Below are 12,642 nucleotides of genomic sequence, written 5' to 3'. Positions count from 1 at the left end.
TGAGCCTGACTATGCGGTCACTCAGTCTGTTGGCGCTGTGCTGTTTCAGTTCCGTTTCGTTCGCCGCCGATGTGCCCGGCAGTCAGGATTTGCAGATCGTGCCGCGTCTGGCCGATGCGCAAATCGTCGACTATCGCCCGCCCGTTGAGCTGGAGCGAATCTACCCGCTGGGCTCGATTCGCAAGATCAGCGGCCAGTTGCGCTTTGACGGCCAAGTCACTGCCCGTGGCCAGACCACCTCGGTCACTTACGAGTTGCCGCCCGAACATTCCGCCACCGAAGCCTTCACCGCTGCCCGCGAGGCCCTGCAAAAGCAGGATGCCGAGTTGCTGTTCTGGTGTCAGGCGCGCGACTGTGGCGAAAGCAGTCTGTGGGCTAATGAGGTGTTCGGTAATGCCAAGCTGTATGGCTCCGACGAGCAACAGGCCTATCTGTTGCTGAGGTTGGCGGCACCGAAGGACAACACGCTGGTGGCGCTCTACAGCATCACGCGCGGCAATCGCAAAGCCTATCTGCATGTCGAACAGTTCGATGCGGGGGCGCCATTGGGCGAGTTGCTGCCGACTTCGGCGACCTTGTTGCGCCAACTCAAGAGCACCGGCGAGCTGGATTTCCCAAAACTCGTCAATGATCCGGATGACACCTGGCTGCGCTTGATTTCGCGTGGTTTGAACCTCGATACCACTCAGCGAGTCACGGTGTCCGGCCCTAAAGCCGAGGCCTGGCGCCAGGCGCTGATCAATCAGGGCGTACGCGCGGCGCGGATGGAAACCGGCAATGTCGACGGCGTTGGCCTGCGCATTGATCTGTTGCGATAAGCTCTGGCGGGCGAGCATGCGCGGCATGTTCGCCTACTCTTGGCCTGACTGACTTTTTCGAGACTTTACATGCTCAATAACGATCGACTGCTGGTGCAGATCCTGCTGCTGGTGTTGTTTGGCGCCAGCCTGTGGGTGATGGCGCCGTTCTGGTCGGCGCTTTTCTGGGGGGCAGTGCTGGCGTTTGCCAGTTGGCCGCTGATGCGTCTTTTGACTCGGCTGCTCAATGGTCGTGAGTCGCTGGCTGCCGCGATTCTGACGTTGGGTTGGATGCTGCTGGTGGCAGTGCCGCTGGTCTGGCTGGGGTTCAACCTGGCCGATCATGTACGCGATGCCACGGCGTTCATCAAGGATGTGCAGGTTGATGGTCTGCCGGAGGTGCCAGCCTGGCTGGGCGCTGTGCCGTTTGTGGGCGGGCGGCTGCTCGGGATCTGGAACAGCATCGATCAGCAGGGCGCGGCGTTGATGGTGTCGATCAAGCCTTATCTGGGGCAAGTCGGTAACTGGTTGCTGGCGCGCAGTGCGCAGATCGGCGGCGGGATTCTCGAGCTGACGTTGAGCATTGTCTTTGTGTTCTTTTTCTATCGTGACGGGCCGCGTCTGGCGGCGTTCGTGCACGGTCTGCTGGAGCGTTTGATCGGCGATCGTGCCGGGTACTACATCGAGCTGGTGGCCGGTACGGTGCAGCGGGTGGTCAACGGGGTAATCGGCACGGCGGCGGCACAGGCGGTTCTGGCGTTGATCGGGTTTTTGATTGCCGGGGTGCCGGGTGCATTGGTGTTGGGGATCGTGACTTTCCTGCTGAGTCTGATTCCGATGGGGCCACCGTTGGTCTGGGTACCGGCAACGGCTTGGCTGGCGTGGAAGGGTGAGTATGGGATGGCGGTGTTTCTCGGGATCTGGGGGACGTTCATCATCAGTGGCGTGGATAACGTGCTGAAGCCTTATCTGATCAGTCGTGGCGGGAATTTGCCGTTGGTGATTGTGTTGCTTGGGGTGTTTGGCGGGTTGATTGCGTTTGGGTTTATCGGGTTGTTTATCGGGCCTACGCTTTTGGCGGTTGCTTATAGTTTGTTGACGGATTGGAGTAAGAGTCAGGCTCGGGTTTAGGTTCGCTGTTGGTGGGGGTTGGGTGTATATCCGTTTCTGCGGTAATGGCTGATTAGGGTTCCGCCCTTACGGCGGGTCACTTTTGGCAAACGCCCCAAAAGTAACCAAAAGGTCTGTGCCCTGACGTACGGCCCTCGCTTAGGCTCGGGTTCCTTCGCTGCGGGATTGATCCGGGGGCATCGCCTCCGGTTTGCTTCGCTGCACCTCCTCTCGATGTGTTCGACTTCGTCGAACGGTCGCTGCGCTCCCACCCCCGGATCAATCCCTCCACTCAGCCTTCCGACGGGCGCTTTAAGATCAAGAGCTTTACTCGAGCTAACGCTCATTGTGTTGAGTGGGGCGGCATGCGCCGCGTGTGGGGTGTATTCATTTTCTTGTGGGAGCTGGCTTGCCAGCGATGGCGGCCTGATAGCCGACCAGGCTCTGGTAGGTGTACTCACTCCTTGTAGGAGCTGCCGAAGGCTGCGATCTTTTGATCTGCTTTGGCTTTGGCTTTGGCTTTGGCTTTGGCTTTGGCTTTGGCTTTGGCTTTGGCTTTGGCTTTGGCTTTGGCTTTGGCTTTGGCTTCGGCTTCGGCTTTGCTTTTGTTCTTGATCTTGCTCTTCAGCCCATCGGCAGGCCGAGCGTAGGTGTTCATCAGGGGGTAGGCGCGCAGCGCCGTGCGGCGAAGCCGCATACATCGAGAGGAGGTGCAGCGCAGCAAACCGGAGGCGATGCCCCCGGATGGACACCGTAGCGAGGGAACACTGAGCCTAGGCGAAGTGCCGTACGTCAGGGGGCAGCCTTTTTGGTTACTTTTTCGGCGTCTGGAAAAAGTGACCCGCCGTAAGGGCGGAACCCTAAGCAGCCGTTACCGCAGCAACGGATATGCCCCCACCCCCCCCCCACACACACATGCAAGAACCGCCAAACGCCACGATCTGTTGATCTTGCTAATAATTCAAAAAGCAAAATCAAAAGATCGCAGCCTCGTTCCACTCGACAGCTCCTACAGTAGGCGGGTTACGTAGCGACGTTGAGGTACTTACCCACCGGCGCCGCATTATCCAACGAGTACTGCTTGCTCAAGTTCGCAATCATGCGGTTCAGCGCTTCTGCGCTGGTCTGAGCGCTGGCGGTCTGCTCCTCATCCAGACGTTCACGTCCAAACTGCAAAGCTGCCTTCAACTCATCGCTGCTGACGCCACCGCTACTGTCGCTATCCAGAACCTTGAGCAGCTCGGCGCTGGTGTCGGTGCTGGCTGTCGAGGTGCTGTCGCTGGCCTGCAACACGCTGCTCAGTTCGGTCGCGGTTACGCTGCCGTCACCGTCGGCATCAAGCTGGCTGAACAGTTCATCGCTGTTCACTTGTGGCGGAGGCGGTGGCGGCGGGGTCAGGCTGGCGGTGAGTTCGTCTTGGCTGACGACGCCGTCTTCGTTCTTGTCCAGTGCCGAGAAGATTTCGTTGCTGTCGGCGGTGCTGCCGGCGCTGGTCAGGCCGGTGCTCAGTTCGTCGCTGCTGATGGCACCGTCGCCGTCGATGTCGAGTGCGCTGATCAGGGCGTCGGCCAGGTCGGTGTTGGGCGCTTGATCGCGTGGCGGTGGGGGCGCCATGGCGGTCATTTCTTCGGCACTCAGGCTACCGCTGCCGTCGCTGTCCAGATCACCGAACTGTTTGCTCAGGTTGACCAGCAGGCCGTCATCGGATTTTTGAGACAGGGCGCTGTTCAGTTCGTCCTGATCCACCGCGCCGTCGCCGTTGCTGTCGAGTTTGGCGAACAGTTCTTTTTGCAGTTGCTGGCTGCGGGCGTTTTGCGTAGTGGTGCTGCTGCTGGTGCTGGTATAGCTCGTGTAGTTGCTGACGCTACCGATCATCGGACTCACTCCCTGGAATGGAAAGCCGGTGGGTGTACCGGCTTATGCAGCCTCAAGGCGTAAGTTGTCGTGGGTATGTGGGGTTTGTACCGATTGGTACACAGATGTGTTCTCAGGTGCGGGGCAAACGGATGATTGCCGTCAGGCCGCCACCCGGTGTTTCTTCCAGGTTCAATTGCCCGCCCAAACGCTGTGCTGCCTCGCGGGCGATGGTCATGCCCAAGCCCACGCCACCGGAATTGCGGTTGCGCGAACCTTCCAGGCGATAGAACGGTTCGAACACCGCCTCGCGCTTGTCCTCGGCAATCCCCGGCCCGTGGTCGATCACGCGGATCAGCAGTTGCTCGCGCTGATCCTGCAATTCGATGCGCGCCTGCCCGGCATAGCGCAGGGCATTGTCCATCAGGTTGTTGATACACGAACGCAGCGCCATCGGCTGCACCTGCATCGGTGGGCAATGGCCGCTGACTTGCACGTCAGCGCCTTGATCCTGAGCGTTTTCGCACAACGATTCGACCAGCGCCTGCACGTCCATCAGTTGCAGCGCTTCGCTGGTACGTTGTTCGTGCAGGTAGGTGAGGGTGGCGTCGAGCATGCCGATCATGTCGTTCAGATCCTGACGCATCTGGCTTTGCAACTTGTCGTCGCTGATGTTTTCCAGACGCAGTTTCAGGCGTGACAGCGGTGTGCGCAGATCGTGGGAGACGGCGCCGAGCATGCGTGCGCGCTGTTGAACCTGTTCGCGAATGCGATGCTGCATCAGGTTGAAGGTGTGCGCCGCTTGCCTGGCTTCGCGCGGGCCGGATTCGTCGAGCGGTGGGCTGTCGAGGTCTTCGCTGAGGCGTTCGGCCGCGTCGCTCAGGCGCTGGATCGGCCGACTCAGCAGTTTGGCGCCGTACCACGCGGCAATTATCAGCGAGACAAACTGAAACGTCAGCGGCACGATCGGCCCACCAAACCACGGGCGAGGCGGGCGTGGCGGGTATCGCGGATCCTGGGGCGGACGTTGCCCCTCGGCGTTCTGGGAAAACTCCGGTGGCGGCGGAGGCGGTGGCGGGCCGTAGAGGCGAAACCAGGTAAACGCCAACAGGTGCGCCAGGACGATCGCCGCGAACAGCATGCCAAACAGGCGGCCGAACAGCGTGTCGAAGCGCGCCCGCATCAGCCGATGTCCCTGGCGTCGAACAGGTAGCCCTCACCGCGAACGGTCTTGATCAACTGCGGGGCTTTTGGATCGTCGCCGAGTTTTTGCCGCAGGCGCGAGACCAGCAGGTCGATACTGCGGTCGAACGCTTCGATCGAGCGCCCGCGGGCGGCGTCGAGCAATTGTTCGCGGCTGAGCACTCGGCGCGGGCGTTCGATGAAAACCCAAAGCAAACGGAATTCGGCGTTGGACAGGGGCACCACAAGGCCGTTGTCGGCGATCAGTTGGCGCAGGACGCTGTTCAGGCGCCAGTTGTCGAAGCGAATGTTCGCCCGCTGTTCGGTGCGATCATCGCGTACGCGGCGCAGAATGGTCTGGATCCGCGCCACCAGTTCGCGCGGTTCAAACGGTTTGGCCATGTAGTCATCAGCGCCCAGTTCCAGGCCGATGATGCGGTCAGTGGGCTCGCAGCGGGCGGTGAGCATCAGGATCGGGATGTCCGATTCGGCGCGCAGCCAGCGGCACAGCGACAAGCCGTCTTCGCCTGGCAGCATCAGATCCAGCACCACCACATCAAAATGTTCGGCCTGCATCGCCTGGCGCATCGCCGCGCCGTCGGTGACGCCGCTGGCGTGAATGTTGAAACGGGCGAGGTAGTCGATCATTAACTCGCGGATCGGCACGTCATCGTCGACGATCAGGGCCCGGATGCTCCAGCGCTTGTCGTCTTTTTGCTCATCATTCACGGTGGTTTGGTTGTTGTGCATGGGGCTGTTTATCTGCCAGTAGGCCGCCAACCACAAAGATGGGCTGCGAGGTGGTGGTTTCAGCATAGGCGTCCGGCCGTGGGGCGGGAAGTGCTGATGTAAGGACGTGTTGCGGCTGGCGAGGCTAGCGCGGGTGCTTGTTGGTGGCGTGTCGGTTGTGTATCGGAGTCGACACAATAGCAGCGAGCGCTATGCTGATCACGGTTGGCGCGACGAATTACCGATCATCGGGTGCCGCGCCGCCGCCGGTTCCGCTACAATGCGCGCCGATTTCGACCTGCCTGAGAGCCCATCCATGTCCGTCTGCCAGACTCCTATCATCGTCGCCCTGGATTTCCCCACCCGTGACGCCGCACTGAAGCTGGCCGACCAGTTGGACCCGAAACTGTGCCGGGTCAAAGTGGGCAAGGAATTGTTCACCAGTTGCGCCGCGGAAATCGTCGGCACCCTGCGTGACAAGGGTTTTGAAGTGTTTCTTGACCTGAAATTCCACGACATCCCGAACACCACGGCGATGGCCGTCAAAGCCGCTGCCGAGATGGGTGTGTGGATGGTCAACGTGCATTGCTCCGGTGGCATGCGCATGATGGCAGCCTGCCGTGAAGAGCTGGACAAGCGCAGTGGCCCACAACCGCTGTTGATCGGCGTGACGGTGCTGACCAGCATGGAGCGCGAGGATCTGGCCGGTATCGGTCTGGATATCGAACCGCAGGAGCAGGTATTGCGTCTGGCGGCACTGGCCGAGAAGGCCGGGATGGACGGACTGGTGTGCTCGGCACTGGAAGCCCAGGCCCTGAAAACCGCACATCCGTCGCTGCAACTGGTGACCCCGGGGATTCGTCCGGCGGGCAGCGCGCAGGACGACCAGCGTCGCATTCTGACCCCGCGTCAGGCGCTGGATGCCGGTTCCGATTACCTGGTGATCGGCCGCCCGATTAGCCAGGCGGCGGATCCGGCCAAGGCGTTGGCCTCCGTAGTGGCCGAAATCGCGTAAGAAAACACCGCAAATTCTGTGGGAGCGAGCTTGCTCGCGAAGAGGGCGTTTCAGTCACCGAAGATGTTGGCTGATCCACTGCATTCGCGAGCAAGTTCGCTCCCACATTTGTTTTGTGGTGGATTTAAACCTTCAACACCAACTTGCCAAAGTTCTCACCGCTGAACAGTTTCATCAGCGTCTCCGGGAATGTCTCCAGTCCTTCGACGATGTCTTCCTTGCTCTTGAGCTGCCCCTTGGCCATCCACCCGGCCATTTCCTGCGCGGCACTCGCGTACTGCGCCGCATAGTCCATCACCACAAAACCTTCCATGCGCGCACGATTGACCAACAACGACAAATAGTTGGCCGGGCCTTTTACCGCCTCTTTATTGTTGTACTGGCTGATGGCGCCGCAGATCACCACCCGCGCTTTCGGGGCCAGGCGACTCAGCACCGCATCGAGAATGTCGCCGCCGACGTTATCGAAATACACGTCCACACCTTTCGGACATTCACGCTTGAGCCCGGCCAGCACGTCTTCGTTTTTGTAGTCGATGGCGCCGTCAAAGCCCAGTTCATCTATCAGGTATTTGCTCTTGTCGGCACCGCCGGCAATACCGATCACCCGGCAGCCTTTGATCTTGGCGATCTGCCCGGCGATGCTGCCCACCGCACCGGCCGCGCCGGAAAGCACCACGGTGTCACCAGCCTTCGGTGCACCGACGTCGAGTAAGGCGAAGTACGCGGTCATGCCGGTCATGCCCAGCGCGGACAAATACACCGGCAACGGCGCCAGTTTCGGATCGACCTTGTAGAAACCTCGCGGCTCGCCGAGGAAATAATCCTGCACGCCGATCGCGCCGTTGACGTAGTCCCCGACCGCGAACCCCGGATTGTTCGAAGCGATGACTTTGCCGACGCCCAAGGCGCGCATGACTTCACCGATGCCGACCGGCGGGATATAGGACTTGCCTTCATTCATCCAGCCACGCATGGCCGGGTCGAGGGACAGGTATTCGTTCTTCACCAGTATCTGTCCCGCCGCCGGTTCGCCCACCGGTACTTCCTGATAAGTGAAAGTCTCGCGAGTCGCTGCGCCCACCGGGCGTTTGGCGAGCAGGAACTGGCGATTGGTCTGGTTGGTCATGGCAGGCACTCGAGCTGAATGAAGCCTTGTTGATAGACCTTCAGCGGCGATGTCGCAAGGTTGGCTGATGCGGCGAATGCATTCCAATCCAGTGCAGTGATAGTTATTGGTGGGGTTCTATCACTGCGGCGCATGGGGGCATAAACAGCCTTCTGATAGTGCTGACGTCCGTCCACCCCCAATGGCTATGCTGCAAATCTCCAACTCTCTCCCTGCATCATTCCCTTCGAGGACATAACAATGAGCATGACGTTTTCCGGTCAGGTTGCTGTAGTCACCGGAGCCGCCAACGGCATCGGCCGAGCAACCGCCCAGGCATTCGCCGCCGAAGGCTTGAAAGTGGTGGTGGCCGATCTGGACGCGGCCGGGGGCGAGGGCACGGTGGCGCTGATTCGTACAGCCGGTGGCGAAGCGACTTTCGTGCGTTGCAACGTTACCGTCGAAAGCGAAGTAAAAAATCTGATGGACGAGGTGATCAATACCTACGGCCGTCTCGACTATGCCTTCAATAATGCCGGGATCGAAATCGAGAAGGGCAAACTGGCCGAAAGCTCGATGGATGAGTTCGACGCCATCATGGGCGTCAACGTCAAAGGCGTCTGGCTGTGCATGAAGTATCAATTGCCGCTGTTGCTGGCGCAGGGCGGCGGGGCGATCGTCAACACCGCATCGGTGGCGGGGCTCGGGGCGGCGCCGAAGATGAGTATTTACGCGGCGTCGAAACACGCGGTGATCGGTCTGACCAAGTCGGCCGCCATCGAGTACGCGAAAAAGAAAATCCGCGTCAATGCGGTGTGCCCGGCGGTAATCGACACTGACATGTTCCGCCGTGCCTACGAGGCCGATCCGAAGAAGGGCGAGTTCGCCAACGCGATGCACCCGGTAGGCCGCATCGGCAAGGTCGAGGAAATTGCCAGTGCAGTGTTGTACCTGTGCAGCGACGGCGCGGCATTCACCACCGGACATTCGCTGGCCGTGGATGGCGGCGTGACCGCGTTCTGAAAGGTTGCTGCTGAACAAAGCCCGCATTCGTGCGGGCTTTTTTTTGCGCCGCTTTCAGTTCCCTTAAACGGCTAAACAATGTGTATCAAAGGATTAGATCGGTCGCTTTTGGCGGCGTTGTCGCACAGCCTGTGCGACGTGGCTGTGATTTACTGCCGCCAGCAAAACGGACAGGAGTTTGCTTGCTCATGGAATTGAGAATTGATCGACAGGCAATGGTGCCGGTCGTGCAGCAGATTGTTGACGGACTGACTGACTGGATACTGCAAAGCGGAGTACCACCGGCCACCCGTTTGCCCTCCGTTCGGCAGATCGCCCGGGGCAATCTGCTCAGCCAGTCGTGTGTTGTCGAGGCTTGTGAGCGGTTGGTGTCGCAGGGCGTTCTGAGCACGCGTCAGGGTGCTGGTTTTATCGTGGCAGCGTCGCCTTCCAGGGAGGGCGCGGAGGACGAGTTGCTGTCAATCGAGGGGCGACATGCCTGGTGCGATGCGGTGTGCGGCGCAACAAGCGGATTGAAACTCGGCGGTGGTGGTTTGCCGGAGAGCTGGCGCGAGCCCGACGATCTCAGCTACGCATTGCGTGAAGTGGCGCGTACCGACATGGCCAGTCTGTTCAACTACAGCACGCCACTGGGCCTCGCGGCGTTGCGCGAGCAGATCGTCAAACGCCTCAAACTATTCAGTATCGAGGCCCGCAGCACGCAGTTGTTGAGCACATGTGGTGCCAGCCACGCGCTGGATCTGATCGTCCGTACGTTGTTCAAGGCCGGCGACTGCGTGGTGGTCGAGACGCCCGGTTATGCGCCGCTGTTCGACCTTTTGCGCCTGCATGGCGTGCGCATGCTCGAAGTGCGTCGTACGCCCAGCGGGCCGGATCTCGAGGCGCTCGAGGTTTTGCTGCAACAGTTTCAGCCCGGCGCATTCTTCATCAACAGCCATCATCACAATCCCACCGGCAGTTGCCTGACGCCGGCGGTGGCTCAGCGGGTCATGCAACTGAGCAAACTCTACGATGTGCGCCTGATCGAAGACGATGTCTACGCTGACTTGCACACGGGTAACGGTGCGCGTCTGGCCGCACTGGATGACGATGGGCGTGTCATCTATGTGGGCAGTTTTTCCAAGACACTGAGTAGTTCGTTGCGGGTCGGTTTTGTGAAGGCCGACAGTAAGCTGATTGAGCGGCTGGCTCAGGTGAAGATGATCAGTGGCCTGGGAGGCTCGAGGTTTTGCGAGGCGGTGTTGACCAGCCTGTTGGCGACGGGTGCTTACCGCAAACTCGTAAATCGTCAGCGGCAGCGCCTGAATGCCGATCGCGCCGCCGCGCTGCAGGCGCTGGAGGACGCCGACTGGGAAGTATTCGGCAAGCCGACTGGCGGGTTGTTCATCTGGGCTCGTTCACGAATGACCGATCAGGCACAGGTGTATCAGCTGGCTCAACGTTGCGGCGTATTGCTGTCGACCCCTGATGCCTTCAGTCCCAATGGCGAGGCCGGCGATTGGCTGCGCATCAACGTGGCTTACGCCTGCGATCCGCGTGCCCGACAGTTTTTTCGCAATACCCGTTCGGATCGACCTCAAGTGTTCTGAAAACGACGCAGGCGTAGCTTTTTGCCATTATTCCGACGCCAGAGACTTGTGCTGGTTCATGGCCATTGCGACTCTTCGTCAACAGACTTTGGCAGGGGACTACGCGCAATGATTTCAGCCGTGCAAGGACGTTTTGCCAACCTCGGTATGGCGAAAAAACTGGGTATCGGGTTTGTGCTGGTTTTGCTGCTGACCGCGCTGGTGGCGGCCATTGGCGTCTGGTCCCTGCAAACCATCAGTCTGCGCTTCGACGGGCTGAAACAGATGTCCTCGCTCAATAGCAGCCTGCTCAAGGTTCGCCTGCTTGAGCAGGAATACGCCTTGCGCGGTAACCCGAAAACGGCCGATGCCTTGCGCGAAGGCGTGGATGGTTTGATGGCTCAGGCCAACGCGCTCAAGGCGCAATCGCCGGCCAACGTGCCGGTAATGACCGATGTCGAGCAATCGCTGGGTGCCTATCGCAAGTCGTTCGATGAGTTCGTCTCGTTGACCCAGGCCAAGGATCTGGCTTTGGAAATGGCCAGTTGGTCGGTCTCCAGTGTGGCCAACAACCTTGATGTGTTGCAGGCCGGATTGGCCGATGACGGTGCGTATACCTTGAAGGACAGCGAGGGTAAGGACGGTGCGCAGTTTATCGAGCAGGCCAATCAGGTCAGTCAGGTGTCGAGGCTGATGCTGCAAGCGATGAATGAGGCGCGGATTCGTCTGGATCAAAGCCGCAAGGGCGATACCGACAGTGCGGGCAAGGGCAATATCGAACAGGCCGCCCAGGCACAGACTCAAGCCGAAGAGTTGAAATCCATGGTCAAGGATGAGGGTTATCTGACGGTGCTTAATGAGGTCTCCGGGCATATCGCCGGCTTCAACGACAAACTGGCCGAGTACACCGGGTTGCTGGATCAGGAAAAGACGGTGTACGAACAATTGCACCAGCGTGCTGCGCAAGTGGTGAAAAGGGTGGATCAGGCTTACGTTGCCGAAGACGCAGCCATGCAGGCGGAACTGAAAAAGAATTCGGTGTTGATTGTGGGCTCTTCGGCGCTGGCACTGCTGGTCGGGTTGATTGCGGCGTGGGTGATTACTCGACTGATCGTCGCACCGTTACGCAGTGTGATCACTGTTGCGCAGCGGATTGCGGCCGGGGATCTGAGCGCGACTGTCGAGGTGACCCGGCGTGACGAGATTGGCCAGTTGATGTTGGCGATGCAGCAGATGGGCGCAGGCCTCAGCACTATTGTCAGCGGCTTGCAGGCCGGTATCGAGCAACTGGCCAGTTCTGCGCAATCACTGTCGGCAGTGACCGAACAGACCAATCTTGAGGTCAGCAGTCAGAAGGAGGAAACCGAGCAGGTGGCCACGGCGATGAATCAGATGACCGCCACCGTCCACGATGTTGCGCGCAACGCTGAAGAGGCGGCGTTGGCGGCGCAGACTGCGGACGACAAGGTCGAGAGCGGTCAGCAGGTGGTGCGCCAGAGCATGGCACGGATCGAACAGCTGGCGGATTCGGCGACGTCGGCCAGTTCCAGCATCGAGAGCCTCAGTGCTGAAATCCAGAATATCGGTACGGTGCTGGAGGTGATCAAAAGCGTGGCAGAGCAGACCAATCTGTTGGCGTTGAATGCGGCGATCGAGGCGGCGCGGGCAGGGGAGCAGGGCAGGGGCTTTGCGGTGGTGGCGGATGAGGTTCGTGCGCTGGCCAGACGCACGCAGCAATCGACCGAGGAGATCGAGCGGTTGGTCAGTGCGTTGCGCTCCGCGGCGCATTCGTCGGTGCAGCAGATTCAGAGCAGTGGTGAGTTGGTGAAGTTGGCGGTGAGTGATGCGTTGCAGACGGAAAGTGCGTTGGGGAGTATTGCGGCGGCGGTTTCGTTGATTCAGCAGATGAATCAGCAGATTGCGGCGGCTGCCGAGGAGCAGAGTTCGGTGGCCGAGGAGATTAATCGCAGTGTGACGAGTATTCGCGCGAGTGCGGATCAGTCTTCGATTGCGATGCGCGGGAATGCGGCTTCGAGTATTGAGCTGGCGCAGTTGGGGGGGGAGTTGCGGGGGATGGTTGGGCATTTTCGGCTTTGAGCCTTGGCGGCCTTAGGGCCGACCAGGTTCATGGTTTTTTGTGAATATCCGTTTTTTGTGGTGTTGCGGATTACGGTTCCGCCCTTACGGCGGGTCACCTTTTCCAAACGCCGAAAAGGTAACCCAAAAGGCTTTACCCTGACGTTCGGCCCTCGCTGT

11 protein-coding genes and 1 pseudogene are annotated in these 12,642 nt (G+C 59.9%); 7 read left to right on the top strand and 5 right to left on the bottom strand.

Translation table 11 applies throughout. The features are described 5' to 3' along the window. Positions 1–11 precede the first annotated feature (11 nt). Both ACA074_RS20220 and ACA074_RS20215 read left to right on the top strand, forming a co-directional pair. Positions 12–818 carry a DUF4892 domain-containing protein gene (locus tag ACA074_RS20220; protein WP_187681300.1) on the top strand — a complete coding sequence of 269 codons (807 nt, stop codon included), beginning with the start codon at positions 12–14 and terminating at the stop codon, positions 816–818. A gap of 69 nt (positions 819–887) precedes the next feature. After that, on the top strand, positions 888–1,928 hold the full coding sequence (locus ACA074_RS20215; RefSeq protein WP_497677663.1) for an AI-2E family transporter: 1,041 nt from the start codon (positions 888–890) through the stop codon (positions 1,926–1,928). Positions 1,929–2,364: 436 nt separating this feature from the next. On the opposite strand, the gene ACA074_RS20210 is transcribed toward ACA074_RS20215, so the two are convergent. From ACA074_RS20210 to ACA074_RS20195, 4 genes are all read right to left on the bottom strand, one after another. Beyond that, the gene (locus ACA074_RS20210) at positions 2,365–2,604 is read right to left on the bottom strand and encodes a hypothetical protein (protein WP_497677662.1); all 240 of its coding nucleotides are present in this window, start codon (positions 2,602–2,604) and stop codon (positions 2,365–2,367) included. A 326-nt stretch (positions 2,605–2,930) separates the two neighbouring features. Then, positions 2,931–3,782, bottom strand: coding sequence for a XopAW family type III secretion system calcium-binding effector (xopAW, locus tag ACA074_RS20205; protein ID WP_497677661.1), 852 nt, complete (start codon positions 3,780–3,782; stop codon positions 2,931–2,933). A gap of 112 nt (positions 3,783–3,894) precedes the next feature. Beyond that, on the bottom strand, positions 3,895–4,944 hold the full coding sequence (locus ACA074_RS20200; protein ID WP_497615132.1) for a sensor histidine kinase: 1,050 nt from the start codon (positions 4,942–4,944) through the stop codon (positions 3,895–3,897). Then, positions 4,944–5,693 (bottom strand): response regulator, encoded by a 750-nt coding sequence (locus ACA074_RS20195; protein WP_187677829.1) that lies wholly within the window; start codon positions 5,691–5,693, stop codon positions 4,944–4,946. The genes ACA074_RS20200 and ACA074_RS20195 overlap by 1 nt, the downstream gene beginning before the upstream one ends. Before the next feature lie 295 nt (positions 5,694–5,988). Here ACA074_RS20195 and pyrF point away from each other — a divergent pair, with 295 nt between their 5' ends. After that, complete coding sequence (gene pyrF, locus ACA074_RS20190) at positions 5,989–6,687, top strand: orotidine-5'-phosphate decarboxylase (protein ID WP_187677828.1); 699 nt, start codon at positions 5,989–5,991, stop codon at positions 6,685–6,687. 124 nt (positions 6,688–6,811) lie between these two features. Here pyrF and ACA074_RS20185 read toward each other — a convergent pair whose 3' ends face one another. After that, positions 6,812–7,816, bottom strand: coding sequence for an NADP-dependent oxidoreductase (locus ACA074_RS20185; protein WP_187677827.1), 1,005 nt, complete (start codon positions 7,814–7,816; stop codon positions 6,812–6,814). Positions 7,817–8,056: 240 nt separating this feature from the next. Here ACA074_RS20185 and ACA074_RS20180 point away from each other — a divergent pair, with 240 nt between their 5' ends. From ACA074_RS20180 to ACA074_RS20165, 4 genes and pseudogenes are all read left to right on the top strand, one after another. Next, on the top strand, positions 8,057–8,818 hold the full coding sequence (locus ACA074_RS20180) for an SDR family oxidoreductase (protein ID WP_401270170.1): 762 nt from the start codon (positions 8,057–8,059) through the stop codon (positions 8,816–8,818). Between the two features lie 188 nt (positions 8,819–9,006). Then, the gene (locus ACA074_RS20175) at positions 9,007–10,407 is read left to right on the top strand and encodes an aminotransferase-like domain-containing protein (protein ID WP_497615129.1); all 1,401 of its coding nucleotides are present in this window, start codon (positions 9,007–9,009) and stop codon (positions 10,405–10,407) included. A 108-nt stretch (positions 10,408–10,515) separates the two neighbouring features. After that, a pseudogene (locus ACA074_RS20170) lies at positions 10,516–11,622 on the top strand (HAMP domain-containing protein); the annotation flags it as partial. After that, positions 11,602–12,483 (top strand): methyl-accepting chemotaxis protein, encoded by an 882-nt coding sequence (locus tag ACA074_RS20165; protein WP_401270200.1) that lies wholly within the window; start codon positions 11,602–11,604, stop codon positions 12,481–12,483. The pseudogene ACA074_RS20170 and the gene ACA074_RS20165, both read left to right, overlap by 21 nt. Positions 12,484–12,642 lie beyond the last annotated feature (159 nt).

Source organism: Pseudomonas sp. LBUM1655 (assembly GCF_059716085.1).
The sequence above is the reverse complement of the archived record's forward strand: the minus strand, read 5'-3'. Positions and strand labels throughout refer to the sequence as shown.

What these genes read in the sequence shown, in the direction of transcription:
- xopAW (WP_497677661.1), bottom strand. Translation starts at nt 3,782, where the DNA reads ATGATCGGTAGCGTCAGCAACTACACGAGCTATACCAGCACCAGCAGC.
- ACA074_RS20180 (WP_401270170.1), top strand. Translation starts at nt 8,057, where the DNA reads ATGAGCATGACGTTTTCCGGTCAGGTTGCTGTAGTCACCGGAGCCGCC.
- ACA074_RS20185 (WP_187677827.1), bottom strand. Translation starts at nt 7,816, where the DNA reads ATGACCAACCAGACCAATCGCCAGTTCCTGCTCGCCAAACGCCCGGTG.
- ACA074_RS20165 (WP_401270200.1), top strand. Translation starts at nt 11,602, where the DNA reads ATGTTGGCGATGCAGCAGATGGGCGCAGGCCTCAGCACTATTGTCAGC.
- ACA074_RS20215 (WP_497677663.1), top strand. Translation starts at nt 888, where the DNA reads ATGCTCAATAACGATCGACTGCTGGTGCAGATCCTGCTGCTGGTGTTG.
- ACA074_RS20175 (WP_497615129.1), top strand. Translation starts at nt 9,007, where the DNA reads ATGGAATTGAGAATTGATCGACAGGCAATGGTGCCGGTCGTGCAGCAG.
- ACA074_RS20220 (WP_187681300.1), top strand. Translation starts at nt 12, where the DNA reads ATGCGGTCACTCAGTCTGTTGGCGCTGTGCTGTTTCAGTTCCGTTTCG.
- ACA074_RS20210 (WP_497677662.1), bottom strand. Translation starts at nt 2,604, where the DNA reads ATGCGGCTTCGCCGCACGGCGCTGCGCGCCTACCCCCTGATGAACACC.
- ACA074_RS20200 (WP_497615132.1), bottom strand. Translation starts at nt 4,944, where the DNA reads ATGCGGGCGCGCTTCGACACGCTGTTCGGCCGCCTGTTTGGCATGCTG.
- ACA074_RS20195 (WP_187677829.1), bottom strand. Translation starts at nt 5,693, where the DNA reads ATGCACAACAACCAAACCACCGTGAATGATGAGCAAAAAGACGACAAG.
- pyrF (WP_187677828.1), top strand. Translation starts at nt 5,989, where the DNA reads ATGTCCGTCTGCCAGACTCCTATCATCGTCGCCCTGGATTTCCCCACC.